The sequence below is a fragment of the bacterium genome (genome assembly GCA_024228115.1).
Taxonomy (GTDB): Bacteria; Myxococcota_A; UBA9160; order UBA9160; family UBA6930.
In genome coordinates, this window is record JAAETT010000211.1 from 1 (window position 1) to 16,988 (window position 16,988).

The window sequence follows — 16,988 nt, forward strand, 5'->3', positions numbered from 1 at the left end:
CGCTCCCCAGACCCCGGATCATGGTCTCGCTCTGGGGTACGTAGCCACAAGACTCATTCACGGAGGAGCCGGATGGTGGAAATCTCCTTGTCCGGATCTGGCGAGGGCCCGGGGTAGGCGACTGCCCCGGGCTACTCTACATCCCCGTTTTCAGCTCGAGGCTCGATAACTTCTTGGGTCTCCGGAGAACCCAGGGTTCAGATCGTCATGAGCAGCAAGACCTGTTCGGAATGCAAGCGTGAGATGCCCAAGAGCGATTGGAGCTGTCCCCACTGCGGAAATCTGGGAGAGCCGACGGTAGACAGGCGGCTGGGAAACGAGATTTCGCCGAAGGGTTCGATGGTCATGCTCTTGCTTTTTGTGATCTTTCCAATCTTGCTCTTCCTCCTCCATCTCCTGTTTCCCGATCTGTGATCTGGTGCGGAATCTTGGGCTGACTGGAGTCAGCCACTCATTCGCCGAGTCGACGCCTCGAGACCGTTGGTCGTCGGCCGGGGATCATTCCGGCAACCTTTCGTGGGCTCTGGACGCCGGCGAAGATGATCTCTGGTTGAGACGGATCCGTTGTGGTGATGACCACGTTGCCGATGCCCAGGAGACGCTCGGTGGAGCCTTGCTTGACCAGCACGTGCTCGATGTCAGAGGCCGCCACTTCCGATGTCTTCGGCGAGAACAGGCCCTTCTTTCGGATCACCCGTTCCGATGTCACCGTGTAGCTCGTCGCTCTGACCCCCAGGTAGGCGATTCCGATGAGGAGGGGGCCCGGTAGCCCGAAGAGGTAGCCCGCGCCATTGGTTCCAGGGGAATTGACGAGTTGAATTCCCGACGCAATGAAGAGGCCGCCCATGCCGATCAGGTACCAGTACTTGGCCCACGAGGTGTGCCCCTCGTAGATCACTTTCTCCGTGGTCTTCAGATGCTCCGCCACGTGACCCAACCTCGATTGTCGCAACAGGTTCCATGTTACCCCAAAGAGGCTCTCGAGATGCAGCGGCGCTACGGGCCGGAGTTGCAACGAGCGGTGCGGCTCTGTACGTGACCGGAGTCCGAATCCTGTTGGCGGGCTACACCTGCTAGCTTTCGAGCTTCGACTCTCATTGGCTCGTCATCGTCGTTGCCGATCAACCTGCCGCGGGGCCGCACGACACCGATCGATCTGCTCGCACGAGCATTCAGGGGTACGTCTTCACATGGCCTCTTTCGTAGCCGCACGAGCTGTTCATGTGCTCTCCGTCGTTCTCTGGATAGGCGGTGTGGCGTTCGTTACGACGGTGCTCATCCCTGCGATTCGAAGGATGCCAGTCGAGGCCGAGCGAATAGAGCTATTCGAGAAGCTCGAATCCCGATTCGCACTACAGGCCCGTGTGACGACGGTTCTTGCCGGTGCCTCGGGTTTCTACATGATTCACGTCATGGGAGCCTGGAGTCGCTATCTGGATCCGTCCTACTGGTGGGTCCACCTGATGACGTTCGTATGGCTCGCGTTCACGGTGGTCCTGTTCGTGTTGGAGCCTCTCTTCCTCAACCGATGGTTCATGGCTGCGGCAGAGCGTGATTCTGAGCGCGCCTTCAGCATTCTTCACCGTATGCACCGGATACTTCTTACCCTCAGCCTCGTGGCGATCGTAGGGGCCGTTGCCGGGACACGCGGGTATCTGCGCTTCTAGCGTCGCCGGTTGGGTCCGCCTCTACCATGACCAACAGGCGGAGGGGAAGTTGAGCCGGCCAGTGATGCCTGCCGACGATGTACGAGCTAGACCTCGAAGCCGAGCTCGCGGTACTGCGGTGCGGTGCGATCGGTGATGAGGTCGATCCGCGTGAGCTGCGGGATGACGTAGTCGCGGAAGGCATCGGGCCGCGAGGCGCGGAAGCCGGGTTCGCTGAACTTCTCGCGGATCTCCTTCATGGCTGCCTCGGGGTCAATGCCCAGATCGCCGAAGACGCCCATCTGCGAGCCGAGGCCTCCGCCCCCGCCGCTCGGCCTCACCATCGCCTTGATGGCCATGATGGCGAAGTCCTCGACCCGGTTCCGGTCCTCCTCGGACATCTTCGGCAGTTCGTCCTTCATGTAGATCAGCCCGTACGAGACGTGGCGCGCCTCGTCCTGCGCGGTGAGTTCCACGATGTCCTTGAGGAGCTGGTCGCGCGTCCTCTCCTTCATGTTCTTGAACGAGCCCATGGCGAGTCCTTCGACGATGACCTGCATCCCCACGCACTTCATCTGCCACAGGTCCGCCTGGAGAATCGCGTTGATGACACCCTGCAGTGCCGGGTCGATGGGGTAGACGCGGTCGAGTCGCTCTATGTATCGGTGGAACACTTCGACGTGTCGTGCCTCATCGATCACCTGGGTGGCGGCGTAGAGCTTGCCGTCGATGTCCGGCACCGCCTCGACGAGCTGGCCACAACAGAGCAGGGCACCTTGCTCGCCGTGAAGGAATTGCGAGAGTGTCCACGCGGCGCGGCGCACTGCGAGCGTTCGGCGCTTGTCCTCGGGCATGGCCTGGATGAAGTCGAAGCCGCGCAGCATGTCCCGCTCGGGATCCAGGATGTCGCCACCCGTGTCGATTTCGAGTTGCCAGGGGATGTCCGTGGCGGCGTTCCACTGTTGCTTCTTCGCCACCTCGTAGAGCTCTTTCAGTGCCTTGATGTTCGAGTCGTAGTCGAACTTCCAGACTGTCTTGACTTCGGCAACGAGTTCGTCGAGGGCCATGCCGTTTCCTCCCGCAGAGTGCTCGGACCTGGCCGCACTGTCCGAGAGGGCAAAGGTGAAGCCGGATATGCCTGATGCTGGACGCCAGACCCTGCTCTCACCCGCTGGGCGCCACTCCGGAGTGCGCCCGCTGCGACCAGCCAAAGAGGATAGGGTGAACCAGGGCGGGATCGGTATGACGGCAGTCATACCCCGAGCCGGCGGCCACAGCCTCGTCGAGGGGCCGCGCGAGGGCTCGATCCCCGGCACGCGAAGCCAAACGGCGATCCAGCCGTGGCCGACATGCAGAATCCAGAGGATGGGGCGGTCCATTGCCGATCGCCGTGATCACCCATGGGGCGTCGTTCAGCACCGGCCTCGACATGCGAGAATCGGCTTCCTCGCGGCAGGGGCAGCTGTTTCGGCTCGCTGCGCCCAGCGCGAACTCAATCCGAATCGTTCAGATAGGCCTCAGCGAGATCGGCCGCGTTCAATCCGCCAGCCATCACATTGCTCACGCCTCCACCTGGCCCAACCCAGTGACCGCAGAGCAGGAGATTCTCGACCGGGGACTGCTGCGGGATCGGGTCTCGCACCTGATCGGCCGAGTAACGCCAACCCACGTAGGCGCCGCCGCGATTTTCGGTAAAGCGCTCGATCGTCACCGGCGTGGAGAGCTCGAGCACCTCGGCGTGCGACTCGATATCGTCGACGCCGAGCGCACGCCCCATCTTCGAGAGGAGCTGAGGCATGAGCTTCTCCTTCATCGCTTTGTATGCCCGACCGCGATGACGCCCTTCGCCGAGCGCCTCATCGAACTTCTCGGGCGTGGCCAGCACCATGGTGGCCACGACACTCTTGCCCTCTGGACAGCAGCTCGGATCGATGTTGCTGTAGATCGTCGCCATCGCCGATGTCTGCTTGCTGTAGTCACCGTCGCGCGCCACTTCCTCGAAGGTCGGTGGCGGCTGCGTTCCAGGCCAGCTGCGCGATATTTCGCATTCCGTGACCCCCATCCCGCGCAGGTCGAGGTCGAGGCCGGCGAAGAGAATCGCGGCGGAAATGCTGGGTCGCCTCCGGTTGATGGACTTCACGTACTCTGTCGGCAAGCTGCCTTCCGGAACGAGCCGGTTCACCAAAGCCGTCATGTCGCCGGCGTGGATCACGCAGCGCGCTCGAGCCGAGACGGAGCGTCCGCTGCGACGCTTCGAAATGATCCCGTTGGCTCGGCCGTCTTCGAAGGTGATCTCGCTGACGCCCTGGCCCAATAGCAGCGTGCCGCCGCGTTCGACGAAGAGATCGGCTACGACCTTGCTCATCTCGCCGGAGCCGCCCTTGGGGTAGTACGCTTGCCCTCCATCGATGCGGAAGACGAGATCGCACATGATGGCGCTCCCAGCGTCGAGCTGATTCGCACTCGTTCCCATGAATCCACTTGGAATCGCGAGCATCAGTTCGATCAGCTGGCGATCCGAAACATGTTCGCCGAGCACTTCCGGTGCTCTGCGCCCGCTGAGGGTGCCGAAGACTTCGGCCGCCTCCGCCAGGCGAGCACGTTGCTCGGTGTCACCGCTCTCGGCGACACCGTGGCTTCCGACGAGTGCCTCCGCCATTGAACCATATTTTGCGTAGAAGCCTCGTATTCCTTCTTCTTCATCGGGGAAGTTCTCGACGAGCATTTCCATGTGCCTGCCAAGTTCCCAGGGAAGATCGAAGTCGGATCCGCGGCCCTCGTCGACCAGACGACCGAAGGACTCGAGCTGGATGAAGTCGATCTTGTCGTGGGCGCCGATCCGCTCGAGCAATCGATAGGTCATGCCGCCGGGCTCACATCCATTGATCACGTGGTTGGATGCTTCGAAGCGATAGTCCCCGCGTTCGAAGTTCATCGTGCAACCGCCGGGGTTGCTGTGCTTCTCGAGCAGCAGAGTGCGGTGCCCTCGCGATGCGAGCGCGCAACCCGCCATCAGGCCCGCCATGCCGGCACCGATCACGATCACATCGAACTCGCCCAGGTTTTCGATTTCGCTCATGCGGTCCCCTTCTCCTGCGCATAGCGCGAGAACAGATGCGTCGTGCTATCCCTGCGTGGTAGTGGCCAGATGATAGGCCACTCCTCGGTCCGCCTCTGTACTTGGATGGGTCGATTCCATGCATGGACCGATCCCTTGAACGATTCGGTCTGAGGCGATTCGACCCATCTGACGTGCCTGGGATCTTCGCACCAGCTGAAAGCTGGGAAGATGGCTTCCTCCGCCCCGGAAGCAGACATCTTCTGCTTCGCGGGCCTACGCTTCTTGGAGCCGGGTTCGATTCCTGGCGCCGCTCCGTTGGCGCTCCCATCGTGGCAAGGCGGTGCCTCCCGCGGCTCCTCTACGGGTTGCAGGCGCCCTGGCGATCGCCGTGGCCCTGATGGGCGGGCCAGGAGGACATTCCCACGCTGATCGTGTGGGCATTGGCGGGGTTGCCGGGCGGGGCGTGGCAGATCGTCATCTTGCCATCCGGATCCTGGGCGATCGGGCGCACGCCGACGGATTGGACCTGCTCGGTCTCCATCGTGAGATCGCCCGCGGCACCCTGAGCGGTGCGGGTTGCCGAGACGTGGGCGGGCGAACTCGCCGTCAGCAGAAGCAGCCCCTGCACATAGGTGGTGGCTGTGGGCGGGTTCGCGTAGACGAACCCCAGCAGGTCGTCACAGCTGATCTGCATGGCGGTCTCGGCCGTCAGCGCGACGCTCACGCGGTCGGATACATGACTCGGCATCTGGTTGCCCGGCGGGAAGGTCAGGTGGATCTGTTCGTCGAGCGTGATGTCAGCCGCCCCCGCGTTCAAGACATCGATCGCAATGGCGTAGTCGCCCGGCAGGACATTGCTCACGTCCGCTGCGTTGTTTCCGCACGTGAACGGGATGACGTACTGCTGATGGATGATCACACGTCGTCGGCGCTTCTTGGCGTCGGCATCGGTCGGAGCCACGAGGAGCAAGACGGTGAAGGCAATGAAAAGGGCAGTGATTCGTTTCATGACGGGCTCCTGCATAGGGTGCTTCAGTGATATCGGACCCGGGTTGCCTCTCATTGTGAGGGGGGTCACTCCCGGCTCATGCGCTTCAGCGGTAGATTCTGCCAAAGGTATCTTCCTCGATCCAGACGGTGGCGCCGTCAACGGTTCTGCGGGTGTGTGAGAACTTCCAACGAGGCTTCGCCCGGTGGACTCTCGCCGGCAAGTCACAACGCAACCCGAAGTATCCATTGGAGATTGAACCCCTCGGCCACGGGCTGGGCTCTGTCGGGTGGCTGGCTGCCGGTGTCTACTATTCGGATTCGAACAGCTCGAAGCGTTTCCGCGCGGGTTCCTCGGCCAGGTCGGGTACCGATGGACTCGGGCTTCGCGCGCAATCCGTCGCTCTCCTCCGGGAGGCTGAAGCCGCGACGACCGGCGACGTTCTAGGCGTGGAACGCCGATCGGATCAGACGAGTGAACTGCATCGCGGAGCCCGCAAGGTTGAAGCAGAGCGCTGCCAGCACCGGTGTGAATTCGTGCCAAAGAACCGCGTTGGCGATCTGTGCGAGGATCAGAACCGAGAAGATCGTGAAGACGAGGCCATTCGAAATCCGATCGATGTCGCCATGCTTCAGCTGGTTCTCCTGAACACGGCGATGGGATGAGTAGAGCGACCAGGGCATGAAAGAGCGCCCATGAGATGCTCGCCACGGTGCACGAAATGGAGATCTCGTCAGGGAAACCCTGCAACAAGAGGAGTGTGAGCAAGGCGAAGCCGCCGGCGGTCAGGCTGGACTCCAGCAGGAAACTCAGACGCAGCCGGTCGCCCGGGTGCCAACTGCCTTCGCTCCGGCTCCCGAAGGCAACGACGACCCCGGTAAAGCCAGCAAGCGCAACGGCAATCTCGGTGATGCCGACGAGCGTTTCAGAGTAGTCCGGCTGGACCCGGGCCATGCTATCAGACTATTCTCATATGGTGGCGGATACGTTTCTGCGTGGCGGGTCGCGTCCGTGTTGCCGCTGCCAGGCTTTGTCACCAACGCGGATTCCTCGTCCTTGCAAGGGCCTTTCTCGCTGTACGCTCGAATCACCACTGGAAAATTCAAGAGGAGTTTCGATGCCCAATGCTTCAATGACGGGTAGCTGCCTGTGCGGTGCCGTCACCTTCACAGCGAGCGAGGTAGAGACCGAGATCCATGCCTGCCATTGCAGCATGTGCCGGAACTGGTCCGGGGGGCCGTTTCTCGGAGCGGCGGTGGCGGGCGTCGACTACCGAGGCGAAGAGAATATCGCGGTCTATGGCTCTTCCGGGTGGGCCGAGCGCGGCTTCTGCAAGACTTGTGGAACGAATCTTTTCTACCGCTTGAAGGAATCCGGAGAACACTTCCTGTTGTCGGGGACCTTCGACGATTCCGCCGCCTTTCGGCTGGTCGGTGAGATCTACATCGACGAGAAGCCGGGTGGCTATGCGTTCGCGGGAGACCACCCTCGGAAGACGGGCGCGGAGTTCATCGCCTCGCTGAGCAAGCCGTGAGATGATCTCTAGCGTGCCGCTTCGAGAGGCGGGACCTCGAACGTGGCAGGGGCATCGCTCTTCAGTGTTCTCGATGGGGCATGGGCTTGTCTCGCGGGGCTGTAGGTTTCGGCGCCAGTCACCGCGTCGTAGGGCTTGACGGATAGCGTGTGCGAGGTGGGGTCCAGTTCGATCAGCAACCCCCAGCGTGAGAGCCCCCCCCTCCTCGACTCTCCGAGTGTGCTGATAGTTTCCATGGATGCTGATGACCTTGCGACCGCTCGGCAGGGTCTCCATGCTGAACGTCTCTCGATCGCCCCCGAGCCAATGGCCACTGACGACCGCGCGGATGCGCGGCGCTGCTTCGAGCAGAGACGTGCACGCACCCCCTTCTTTCCACTGGCCTCCCAAGGGCTGGGCGCAGCTATGGTGAAGGAAGAGTACGGATGCGTTCGGCGGAAGTCGGGAAAGCTCGGCGTGGAGCCATGCTGCTTCCGCCGGGCTCCAGAGGTTGGGCAGGCTCGCTACCCACCAGCCGGGCGCGAGAGGGCTGACGAAGCTGCTCGGCTGCCCTTCGGCCTGGCTGTGCTCCGGTTGGGTGGGGCGGGCGGCCCGCCACGCGAACCAGCGAGTCAGGCCTTGGAGCGGATGAGTTCCATCGGGTACGTCGTAGTCGTGATTGCCGACGGCTGCGTGCAGAACGACGCCGCAGCCATCGAGACGATCTTTGAATGCTTGCTCCGCCGTCCTGTACTGGCCATCGACGGGGCCTTCGACCAGATCCCCGACGTGAAGGACCGCGCGAATCGGGGGTTCGTGGTCGCAGACCGCCGTGTGGATGGCCTTCCAGGCGCCAAGCCCGCCGTGTCCACCCGTGGAGAGTGTCTGGGTGTCGGTCTCGACGTAGACGAGGGTGGGCGACGCCGGCTCTGAAAGCATGGGGGCCGGCCCCAGGAACAGGCAGGTCATGAGCAGGATGGGTCGATTCACGGCACCCGACAGCATTCCAAGCCGGGTCCCTCCGCGCGAGGTCGCGCGCTAGCGCAACGGAAGTGCAACTCGACTACGCCAACCGGCAGAACGACCACCAATGCGTCGTCTCTGTTGGGTTCTCGTCTTTTCTGGTTTTCGTCACAGCGGGAACCGGGCAGCTGCCGATAAGTACTCGGAACCACCCTCGGCAGGGCCACCGATGGAGAGCTTCGCTTGCGACGAATTTGGACGATATGCGCAGTGTTGGCAGTCTGCGCCATCTGGAACGCGCCTTCTGCATTCTTCCCTGCGTCCCCGTCAGAGGCTCTCGTTCAGGGCCCGGAAGCAAACGGATTCGAGCATGCCGCAACCGAGAGGCGTGCAGACAGGGATGTCAGCAATCCGCATCCCCACGCGAAGGGGCCTGGGGGGGTTCGCGCCTCGGCTTCCCGTGCAGCGGCATCAAGCGCGGGACTCGAGGGCGCGGCGCTCGCAGCGGAGCTCGAAGAGGCACCTGTCCATCGTGTGTGGGAGCTCCGGGCTGAGGCTCCTCACCATCTCGACCATGCCATCGGCGACTACCGTCCGACCCGCCACGGTCTGAGTGTTGATCCGGAACGAATTCGCGCCCTGGAAGTGGGCGAAGCCCTCGCACTTCCGCTGCCGGGCCTCGGAGTCATCGACGCCACCGTGACCTGGGTGAACCAGGCCAGCAATGGAGACCGCGGGATTGGCGCGGTGATCGATGGAAGCGACGACGAGTACGCGCTGACTCTGACACTCGGGGAGCGTGCGCTCTTCGGGCAGGTGTCCACCGCCCAGGGCCGTTTCCTGGTCGAGGGAACCAGCACCGTCGCAGCTGTCTTCCGCGACGACCTGCAACAGGTGCTCGTCGACACGAACCAGACCGATGAACGGATTCCCCAGGAGGTCCTACCTTGATCCGGCTCACGCCCCTCTTTGCCGTCTTGGTGCTGGTGGCCTCGGTGGTGCCTTCCGTCGCGGTCGAACCGACGCCGGTGACCGTCGATTTGATGATTCTCTACTCGCCTGCGACTACCGCTCGCTATGGAAGCGGCGTAGATACGCGGATCAATCACCTGATCAACGCTGCAAACGATGCCTATCGGCGCAGCGAGGCCGGGCTCCGCCTGCGCGTGGTTCATTCCGAGGAAGTCGCGTACAGCGATACCGCCGGATCGGATGCCGCGCTCGACGCATTGACCCAGAACAGCGGGGTCTTCTCCGGCATTGAAGCCAAGCGCACACAGGTCGGGGCGGATCTGGTGGTGTTGATGCGTCCCTACGTCGGCGACGGCATCTGTGGTGTTGCCTGGCTCGGGGGCTATGGGCAGAACGGGGATTTTTCGAGGTCCCGCCGCCACGGCTACAGCCACGTTTCCATCGATTGCTCGGATGAGGTGCTTCCCCACGAACTCGGCCACAACATGGGCCTCTCTCACTCCCGCCGACAGAACGGGCAGGGCGGGACCTTCCCGTGGGCCCTGGGCCACGGAGTCGACAATTCCTTCGTCACGGTGATGGCCTACGGCTCGGCCTTTGGCGCTTCACGTGTCCCACTGTTCTCCAGCCCGGACCTCGTCTGCAACGGCCATCCCTGCGGCGTGGATCGAGCGGATCCCGTGAATGGAGCAGACGCAGTCAACACCTTGCAATATGGCCGTGGCCAGATCGCCGCCTACACGGCGGCCGTCGTGGCACCTCCCCCCCCGCCTCCGCCGCCGGTGAATCCACCGGTCGCGACGAGCAGCGTAAGCCTCACCGGGCCCGTGGGCGGCGGGTTGCGGCAAAACACCGCGGTGACGCTTGATTGGCAGGGGAGCAGTGATGTGGTCTCGGTGGATGTGTCGTACCGGCTCGAGACGAGGAAGCGCCGCCGCTGGAGAAAGAGCGCATGGGCGATGCTCTCGCCAGGCGATGCCGACGGGACGTTCGATTGGATCGTGCCGAACCACCGGGTTCGCCGTGACCCGAAACTGATCCGCTTCCTTCTTGTCGGATACGATGGAAGTGGAACCCAGGTGGCCAGCGAAGTGAGTTCTCCCTACCGGCTGCCCAAGACGAAGAAACGCCGTCGTCGAAGAAGGCGCTAGCCGGGCGTCGGATCAGGGCGCTTCGTCGGCCGGGGAATGCGGCGTCTGCGGTTCTTCCATTCGCAAACGCTGGATGCGCCTGCGTCCGAGTTCGAGAACGGTCGCCTCGAAGGAACCGACGCTGACCGCATCTCCCTTACGGGGTAGACGGCCCAGGCGCGCCGTGACGTGGCCTCCGATCGTGTCCTCGGCTTCCTCCTCCTCGGCGCTGAGCTGGATCCCGAGGCGATCGCAGACTTCGGGAAGGGCGACCCGTCCGGACAACTCGAAACGGCCGTCACCGAGATCGACGAAAGAGACCTCCGGGTTGTCGAACTCGTCACCCAGGGGTCCGACGATCTCTTCCAGGGCGTCTTCTCGAAAGGCCAGGCCCAGGGCCGTACCACGCTCGTCGAGGACGACCGCGCAATGCGCCTGCTTCTGCTGGAGCTCGAGAAGGAAATTCGAGACCGACATCGTATCTGGAACGAAGACGGCTGGGCGGGCGAGGGCGGCGAGGTCCAGGGCTTCGCCGGCCAGGGAGCGGTCGAGTACATCCTTGGCGTGAACGAAGCCCTGCACGCTGTCGAGCCCGATCTCGCAGAGTGGAAGGCGGCTGTGGCGCATTTCGCGGATGAGATGGAGGTTCTCTTCCGCTGATTTTTCGAGGGAGAGGTATTGGACGTCGATGCGCGGCACGATGAGGTGTCGCACTTCGAGCCCGATCATGCGGAATACGTTGGCAGTCAACTCGTATTCGCGATCCGAGATCTCCCCGGTGCTGGCCGAGAGCGAGAGGATGCTGCGGATCTCTTCCGCCGTGTGTGAGTCTTCGTGACCATGCTCCGAAGACAATCCGGCCAATCGCAGCATCCAGTTCGAGAGCGCATTGATCGCGGTGATGAACGGCCCGAGTGCAAAGGTGAAGGCGCGCAGGATCCGGCCCGTCTGGAGGGCCGTGGTTTCGGCGCGGCGAAGAGCCCACATCTTCGGTGCCTGCTCGCCGACGGTCATGTGGAGCGCGGTGATGACGAAGAATGCCAGGCCGATCGAGACGAGGGGCAACCAACTCGCCTCTGCGGAGACATCCGCGCCGAGGCCCCTGGCTGCCGCGATGATCAGCACGGAAACGGCTGGCTCGCCGAGGGCGCCGAGGATCAGGCTCGCCAGCGTGATGCCCAGCTGGCACGCCGTGAGGTAGCGATCCAGGTGGGCCAGGATGTGTTGGACGGCGGCCGCGCTGCCGCGCCCCTGTTGGGCCAGCTGATCGATCCGTGAGGCACGGACCTTCACGAGGGCGAACTCGGTCGCGACGAAGAAGCCGTTCAGGGCGACGAAAAAGAGGGTGGCGCCCAGGCGCCAGGCGACACCGAGCGCATCGAGATCGGAGCTGGCGTGTTCCATCGGAAAGATCCCGCCCTGCGGAGGCGCCCATCATAGCGGCCGAGATCGGCTAGTCTGCGCCCGGGGGAATACCAGCATGCGACACTTCTGCTTCCTTGTCCTCGGACTGAGCCTGCTCTCGGGCTGTGTGATCGGCACCTACTCCGAGGGCAAGCCCGTCGACGCGACGAAGGTCGGCGACATCCAGGCCGGGACGACCACGAAGGCCGATCTGCTGGCCTGGTTTGGTCCGCCCAGCAACTTCTCGGATGCGTCTCTTCTCGAGGATCTGATCCTCTCCGAAGAAACGACCGGCGGGCCTGGAGGGGGCGCTCCGCGTCGCTTCTCGGATATCCTGGCGTGGCAGGCCAACGAGGGACGCCTCAGCGGAATCGTCACGATCCTCTTCAACAGCCTGACCATCCACGCAGATTCGGATCTGCTGGTCGTCTTCTTCGACGATGACGATGTGGTCCAGTACTTCGGCTTCCGCCAGAGTCGGGAGCGCGAATGATGCGCTTCGCTTCACTGGGCCTGGTTCTCTTTCTCGGTCTGAGCCTGGGCCTGGGTACGGCTTGCAGCATCACGCGGATCTACCGGGGATCGCCCATCCGCGCGGTGCCCGATGAGGTGCTCCAGGCTGGAGTCACCAACAAAGCCCAGGTCCTCCAGATCCTCGGGCCGCCGGATCGCATTGTTCGCCAGCACGACGGCGATGCCTTTCTCTACCGATTCGTGCGTCGGAACGTCGACGCGCTGGAGCTCGAAGAGCCGGTCTTCACGAACATCACATTCTTCTCCTTCACGAGGAACGAGCAACGAGCCGACCTCCTGCTGGTGCTCTTCGACAAGGAAGGCGTGGTCGCGAGCTGGGGGATCCGGCGCAGCACGGAGGAGATCGGGGCGCTCTAGGGGCACCGGGAACCGGTGGGGCCCCTCGTTCGCGGCGGCGGATCCATTCCGGTAGCCTCCGCCTTCCGCTGCGTGGCCCAGTAGCTCAGCTGGATAGAGCACCAGCCTCCGAAGCTGGGGGTCGCAGGTTCGAATCCTGCCTGGGTCACCACATTTTCCGCGGACTTACGCGGTTTCAGGTTCCGCTGAAGACTCCCTGTGATTCTATTTCAGGAATCACGAGTCCCAGCTCCAGGAACTCCATGTCTTCGCCGTCGTGAGGCATGACGTGGGCGTAAGTGCGGGAGGGTCAGTCGGGGTTCTGCGTGGCCGAGCTGCGTTGCTGCCCAGCTCACGCTCTTGCCCACTTGGAGCGCCAGCGTGGCCCAGGTGTGCCGGAAGTCGTGCACGCGCAGCGGCCTGATTCCGAGCGCCTTGAACTCGTCGCTCTAGCGAAGTCGTTGCCACGCACGGGAGAGCTTCGTCTCCTGCATGCGCCGCCGCCCGGTCCGATCGGTGACCGCCCAGGCCGCATCGCGGGGCAGCGTTCAAACGTGGCGCCGCAAGAGCTCGACCAAGGACCTGAGGGATCGCGATATCCCTGGGGCCCCCTTTGAGCCTGGAGCGCTTTCCGTGTTTGACCCAACGACGGATGTCGAGCCGTCCATGCGCCAGGTCCGCGCGCGCGGGCTTCAGGGCCAGCATTTCTCCGCGCTGCACTCCCGCGTACGCCAGGATGGTCGAGTGTCGTGTCCTTCAAGGTCACGCCGTTGGTGTGGAACCAATCCCAACACGCCTGTTCGACCGGCATCGCCGCGAATGGAACGTGCTCCCCGAGCCATAGGTAGGTAGGGCGTTCAAGCTGCGTTTTCGCTCGACGCCCGAAGCATGGGCGTTGTGTCAACTATCCCCACGAGGCCCTGCAACGGGCTCCTCCCGGGCCGGAAGCACGCTCCGGGATGCTAGCCCGAAAGCACGCCCAAGGAGCTTTAGCGGCTGGCCCGTTGTGCCGACGCTTTGTGCTGGAAGGGACCATGTCGAACCAGAACACGTTCTCTCTGCTGAACAGTCGCCGTAAGGCGTTCAATACATTCTGGCTGCCCGGCTTCGAGTTCCGGCTGCCCATCATGATCGTGGCCTTGACCGTCGCTTTCGCGGGTCTTGCGGCCGTCCTCGGGCACACCACCTACGACACGATCGTGGTGATGGAGGCAGCTCCGAATGGGGATTCTGGCTTCTACGCGCGTCTGATCGAAGATCAGGTGCGTAGCGCCCTTGTAGCCCTCGGCATGGTGCTTTCGCTCTACACGGTCTTCGTCGTCGGCCTCTGGGGCTGGCACACCCGCCGGGTCATGGGCCCGGAGGTCGCCTTCCGACGCCAGGTCGAGGCCCTGAAGAACGGCGACTACACGGCTCGAGTCCTACTTAGGGATGGCGACGCCTTCGAGGATCTCGCCAACGACCTGAACGAACTCGCCGCGATTCTCGGGTCGAACGAGAAACCGGACGAGCGGCAAGACGCAAGCGCGCCGGAATAACCGGCGTCAGTCCACCTCGGTGAGGGCGGGCAAGAGGCGGTCTATCAAAGCCTCGTAGCGGTTTCGAAGTTGGGCTTCGTAGCTCTTGGCCCCGTAGGGATCAAGAAGGTACCGGAGCGGATCCCTTCCAGGACCGGAGCGGCGGCTACTTCGAGCGCGGCACCTTGCGCGACGATTCCCGTCAGGGCTTCGCGGGTCGCCTTGCCATCCGGTGTCGAATCGGCGCCCATCGAGGCGGGCCGCACGCGGGCCGTTCTGGCGAATCCGGTATCGAATGAACTGGGTGTGAGCACCGAGGCTCCGATCTTCGAGCCTGTGGCCTGAAGGTCGACGGCCATGCATTTGGACAAGGAGAACGCCGCACGCGTCGAGACGACGTACGGGCTCGAGGCGGGGCTGCGACGAAGGCAGCAACGGAGGGGAATAGGGCGTTCAAGCTGCGTTTTCGCTCGGTGCCCGAATATGGGCGTTAGGTCAAGCATCCCTAGGGGCCCTGCAGCGGGCCGCAGAAGCGGGTGCTCGTAGAAGATGCCGAATTCCACAAGGGGTCCTTTCGGAGGCGTTTGGGCCGTTGACAGTGAGATGGGGCAGCTCGTTGCCGGGCGGGAGTGGATCCCTCTGGCCTAGCCTGCCCCGCGGGGAAGGGCTCTGGGAGCCTCTGGGGTTTCACCGGACCCACGGCCTGCCGATACACGGGGGGAGCCAGACCGGGAGCAGTCTTGAACCAGCCCGAACCGCCTGCTGATCGCCGTGCCGCCGAGCGCGAGCCGACCCTTTCCGTACTCCTGGTCGAGGCGGACCAGCTCGCGGCGGAGCGCCTGTTCGAGGTGCTCGGCGCGGCCCCTGCGCAGCGCTTCGAGATCACCCACGTGCAGCGGATCGAGGAGGGGCTGCAGAAGCTGCACGCCGCGCGCTTCGACGTCCTGCTCCTCGACTTGGCCATCGAGGAAAGCGTCGGCCTCGAATCGCTCCACCGGGCCCGGGTCGCCGCAGACACGCTGCCCATCGTGATGCTCACCTACCAGGGCGACGCCGATCTGGCCCTGCGCGCCACCCGCGCGGGCGCTCATGATGTGCTGATCAAGGGCGAGTCCACGCCGGCGTTGATCGCCCGCAGCCTGGTCCACGCTGTCGAGCGCTACCGGATGATGGCGGAGCTTCGCGAGGCCAAGCAACGCCACTGGTTCCTGGCCAACCACGATCCGCTCACCGCGCTGAAGAACCGCACCGCGCTGCTGGAATCGGCGCGCACCGCGCTTGCCCGCGCGCAGCGCCACGGCGAGCAGCTCGCGGTCTTCTTCCTCGACCTCGACGGCTTCAAGCCGGTCAACGACAACCTGGGGCACGCCACCGGCGACGAGCTGCTGATCGACGTCGCCAAGCGCCTCCAGCGCATCCGTCCGAAGCGCGACGTGGTTGCGCGGTTTGGCGGCGACGAGTTCGTGGTCGTCGCCATGGGGGTCACGGACCGGGAGGCCGCAATCCGCCTCGCGGAGGCGCTTCGCGACGAGATCGAGAGGCCCTACCACGTCGGTGGGGCGGAGTGCTTCATCAGCGCCAGCGTGGGCGTGGCGTTGTTTCCGGAGGACGGGACCGACGCCGACGAGCTGATCCGGCGGGCGGATACCGCCATGTACGCGGCCAAGGACTCGGGACGCAATGCGGTCCGCAGCTTCGAGAACGCGATGGACGAGGAGACCCACGAACGCTTCGAGCTCGTGAACGGGCTGCGCGAGGCGATCCGGGCCGGTGATCTGGTGCTCGAGTTCCAGCCTCAGATCGACGTGGTCCAGGAGCGCATCGTCGGCGCCGAGACCCTCGTGCGCTGGCAGCACGTCACGCGCGGGCTGGTTGCCCCGAACGAGTTCATCGGCCTCGCCGAGGACACCGGCATGATGGTGGGCCTCGGCGAATGGATCCTGCGCAGCGCCTGCATCATCGCCTCGGGCTGGACGTCGCTTCCGGACATCCGTGTGGCAGTCAACATCTCGGGCCGCCAGCTCGAGCAGCGCGACTTTCCGAGCCGGGTACGCGGCATTCTCGACGAGAGCGGGCTCGCGCCGGGTCGCCTCGAGCTCGAGCTGACCGAGTCGGTCGCGGCCCAGGATTCCGCGATGCGTGCTCTGGCGGAGCTCCACGAAGCGGGCATCCGGGTGGCGATCGACGATTTCGGCACGGGTTACTCGTCGCTGGCCCTGCTGAAGCAGCTGCCGGCGGACCTGCTGAAGATCGACCAGTCGTTCGTGCACGACGCGGTCTCGCGCAACTCGGGGGCGGTGATCCTCGACGCCATCGTGCGCATGGCCCGCGGCCTGGATCTCGAGGTGGTTGCCGAGGGAGTCGAGACCCTCGAGGAAATGGACCTTCTGCTGGGGCTCGGCTGCCACCAGCTGCAGGGCTATCTGCTCGGCAAGCCCACGCCGAAGAGCGATTTCGAGAGCGCCGTGACTGCGCCGGACGCGACCTGGAGGTTGCCCATCGAACGGCCGGAGGCCTGGTCGCCACTGTCGCGCGAGGAGCTCCTTGCGAAGCCCTCCGAGCCGGAGATCCTCGGCGACGACGCGCTCCCCGTCCTGAAGTAGCGGCGCGCCCGCTCAGCGGCTCCGAAATCTCGACGGAACCCATGCTCGGCCAGGTCGTGCTTCACGCCCTCGCGGATCTCTTCGGGAGTCCAGTCCTTCCACGCCGGCTCGATCTCCGACCAGTGAAGTCCGCCAGGAGTACCCCAGGCTCACCCGGCGCGCGGAAGTCGTAGACATCGAAGTCTTCCGCTAGGAGTCTGCGCGGCGATTGACGCTGACGGATCTCGTTTTGGGTGGTCGATGCCCATTCCGTGGCGCGAATGCGGAGTGTGCTTCGGCGCATTCTCGAGTTGCGAGCACACCGAACCCTCTCGGCTCACG

Annotated in this window: 15 protein-coding genes, 1 tRNA gene and 1 pseudogene; 9 read left to right on the forward strand and 8 right to left on the reverse strand. The window is 64.0% G+C overall.

Annotation, left to right across the window (positions count from 1 at the left end; genetic code table 11):
* Window positions 1–451 precede the first annotated feature (451 nt).
* Window positions 452–928 (reverse strand): PH domain-containing protein, encoded by a 477-nt coding sequence (locus GY937_09840; GenBank protein MCP5057011.1) that lies wholly within the window; start codon window positions 926–928, stop codon window positions 452–454.
* Window positions 929–1,190: 262 nt separating this feature from the next.
* Between GY937_09840 and GY937_09845 the strand changes: the two genes are divergently transcribed.
* Entirely contained in the window at window positions 1,191–1,667 is a 477-nt protein-coding gene (locus GY937_09845; protein MCP5057012.1) for a hypothetical protein, read from the forward strand.
* 86 nt (window positions 1,668–1,753) lie between these two features.
* Here the strand turns inward: GY937_09845 and GY937_09850 are convergent, their stop codons facing one another.
* The 3 genes from GY937_09850 to GY937_09860 all read right to left on the reverse strand — a co-directional run bounded on the left by GY937_09850 (window position 1,754) and on the right by GY937_09860 (window position 6,378).
* A complete protein-coding gene (locus GY937_09850; GenBank protein MCP5057013.1) occupies window positions 1,754–2,713 on the reverse strand; it encodes a ferritin-like domain-containing protein in 960 nt (319 codons plus the stop codon).
* Window positions 2,714–3,138: 425 nt separating this feature from the next.
* A complete protein-coding gene (locus tag GY937_09855) occupies window positions 3,139–4,725 on the reverse strand; it encodes an NAD(P)/FAD-dependent oxidoreductase (GenBank protein MCP5057014.1) in 1,587 nt (528 codons plus the stop codon).
* Between the two features lie 1,413 nt (window positions 4,726–6,138).
* Window positions 6,139–6,378: a hypothetical protein gene (locus tag GY937_09860; GenBank protein MCP5057015.1), complete on the reverse strand. Its 240-nt coding sequence runs from the start codon at window positions 6,376–6,378 to the stop codon at window positions 6,139–6,141.
* Between the two features lie 434 nt (window positions 6,379–6,812).
* Here GY937_09860 and GY937_09865 point away from each other — a divergent pair, with 434 nt between their 5' ends.
* Window positions 6,813–7,229 (forward strand): GFA family protein, encoded by a 417-nt coding sequence (locus GY937_09865; protein ID MCP5057016.1) that lies wholly within the window; start codon window positions 6,813–6,815, stop codon window positions 7,227–7,229.
* Between the two features lie 8 nt (window positions 7,230–7,237).
* Here the strand turns inward: GY937_09865 and GY937_09870 are convergent, their stop codons facing one another.
* Together GY937_09870 and GY937_09875 are read right to left on the reverse strand one after the other, a co-directional pair.
* On the reverse strand, window positions 7,238–7,408 hold the full coding sequence (locus GY937_09870) for a hypothetical protein (GenBank protein MCP5057017.1): 171 nt from the start codon (window positions 7,406–7,408) through the stop codon (window positions 7,238–7,240).
* Between the two features lie 124 nt (window positions 7,409–7,532).
* Window positions 7,533–8,213 (reverse strand): annotated as a pseudogene (locus tag GY937_09875) (hypothetical protein).
* 228 nt (window positions 8,214–8,441) lie between these two features.
* On the opposite strand from GY937_09875, the gene GY937_09880 reads away from it, so the two are divergent.
* Window positions 8,442–9,122 carry a hypothetical protein gene (locus GY937_09880; protein MCP5057018.1) on the forward strand — a complete coding sequence of 227 codons (681 nt, stop codon included), beginning with the start codon at window positions 8,442–8,444 and terminating at the stop codon, window positions 9,120–9,122.
* The gene (locus GY937_09885; protein ID MCP5057019.1) at window positions 9,119–10,294 is read left to right on the forward strand and encodes a hypothetical protein; all 1,176 of its coding nucleotides are present in this window, start codon (window positions 9,119–9,121) and stop codon (window positions 10,292–10,294) included. The genes GY937_09880 and GY937_09885 overlap by 4 nt, the downstream gene beginning before the upstream one ends.
* Before the next feature lie 12 nt (window positions 10,295–10,306).
* On the opposite strand, the gene GY937_09890 is transcribed toward GY937_09885, so the two are convergent.
* A complete protein-coding gene (locus tag GY937_09890) occupies window positions 10,307–11,677 on the reverse strand; it encodes an HlyC/CorC family transporter (GenBank protein ID MCP5057020.1) in 1,371 nt (456 codons plus the stop codon).
* 76 nt (window positions 11,678–11,753) lie between these two features.
* Here GY937_09890 and GY937_09895 point away from each other — a divergent pair, with 76 nt between their 5' ends.
* From GY937_09895 to GY937_09910, 4 genes are all read left to right on the forward strand, one after another.
* Window positions 11,754–12,170 (forward strand): hypothetical protein, encoded by a 417-nt coding sequence (locus GY937_09895; protein ID MCP5057021.1) that lies wholly within the window; start codon window positions 11,754–11,756, stop codon window positions 12,168–12,170.
* Entirely contained in the window at window positions 12,167–12,568 is a 402-nt protein-coding gene (locus GY937_09900; protein MCP5057022.1) for a hypothetical protein, read from the forward strand. Before GY937_09895 ends, GY937_09900 begins: the two co-directional genes overlap by 4 nt.
* 74 nt (window positions 12,569–12,642) lie before the next feature.
* Window positions 12,643–12,719, forward strand: a tRNA-Arg gene (locus GY937_09905).
* Window positions 12,720–13,581: 862 nt separating this feature from the next.
* Window positions 13,582–14,085: a hypothetical protein gene (locus tag GY937_09910; protein MCP5057023.1), complete on the forward strand. Its 504-nt coding sequence runs from the start codon at window positions 13,582–13,584 to the stop codon at window positions 14,083–14,085.
* 44 nt (window positions 14,086–14,129) lie between these two features.
* Here the strand turns inward: GY937_09910 and GY937_09915 are convergent, their stop codons facing one another.
* Window positions 14,130–14,423 carry a hypothetical protein gene (locus GY937_09915; GenBank protein MCP5057024.1) on the reverse strand — a complete coding sequence of 98 codons (294 nt, stop codon included), beginning with the start codon at window positions 14,421–14,423 and terminating at the stop codon, window positions 14,130–14,132.
* Window positions 14,424–14,804: 381 nt separating this feature from the next.
* Between GY937_09915 and GY937_09920 the strand changes: the two genes are divergently transcribed.
* A complete protein-coding gene (locus tag GY937_09920) occupies window positions 14,805–16,667 on the forward strand; it encodes an EAL domain-containing protein (GenBank protein ID MCP5057025.1) in 1,863 nt (620 codons plus the stop codon).
* Window positions 16,668–16,988 lie beyond the last annotated feature (321 nt).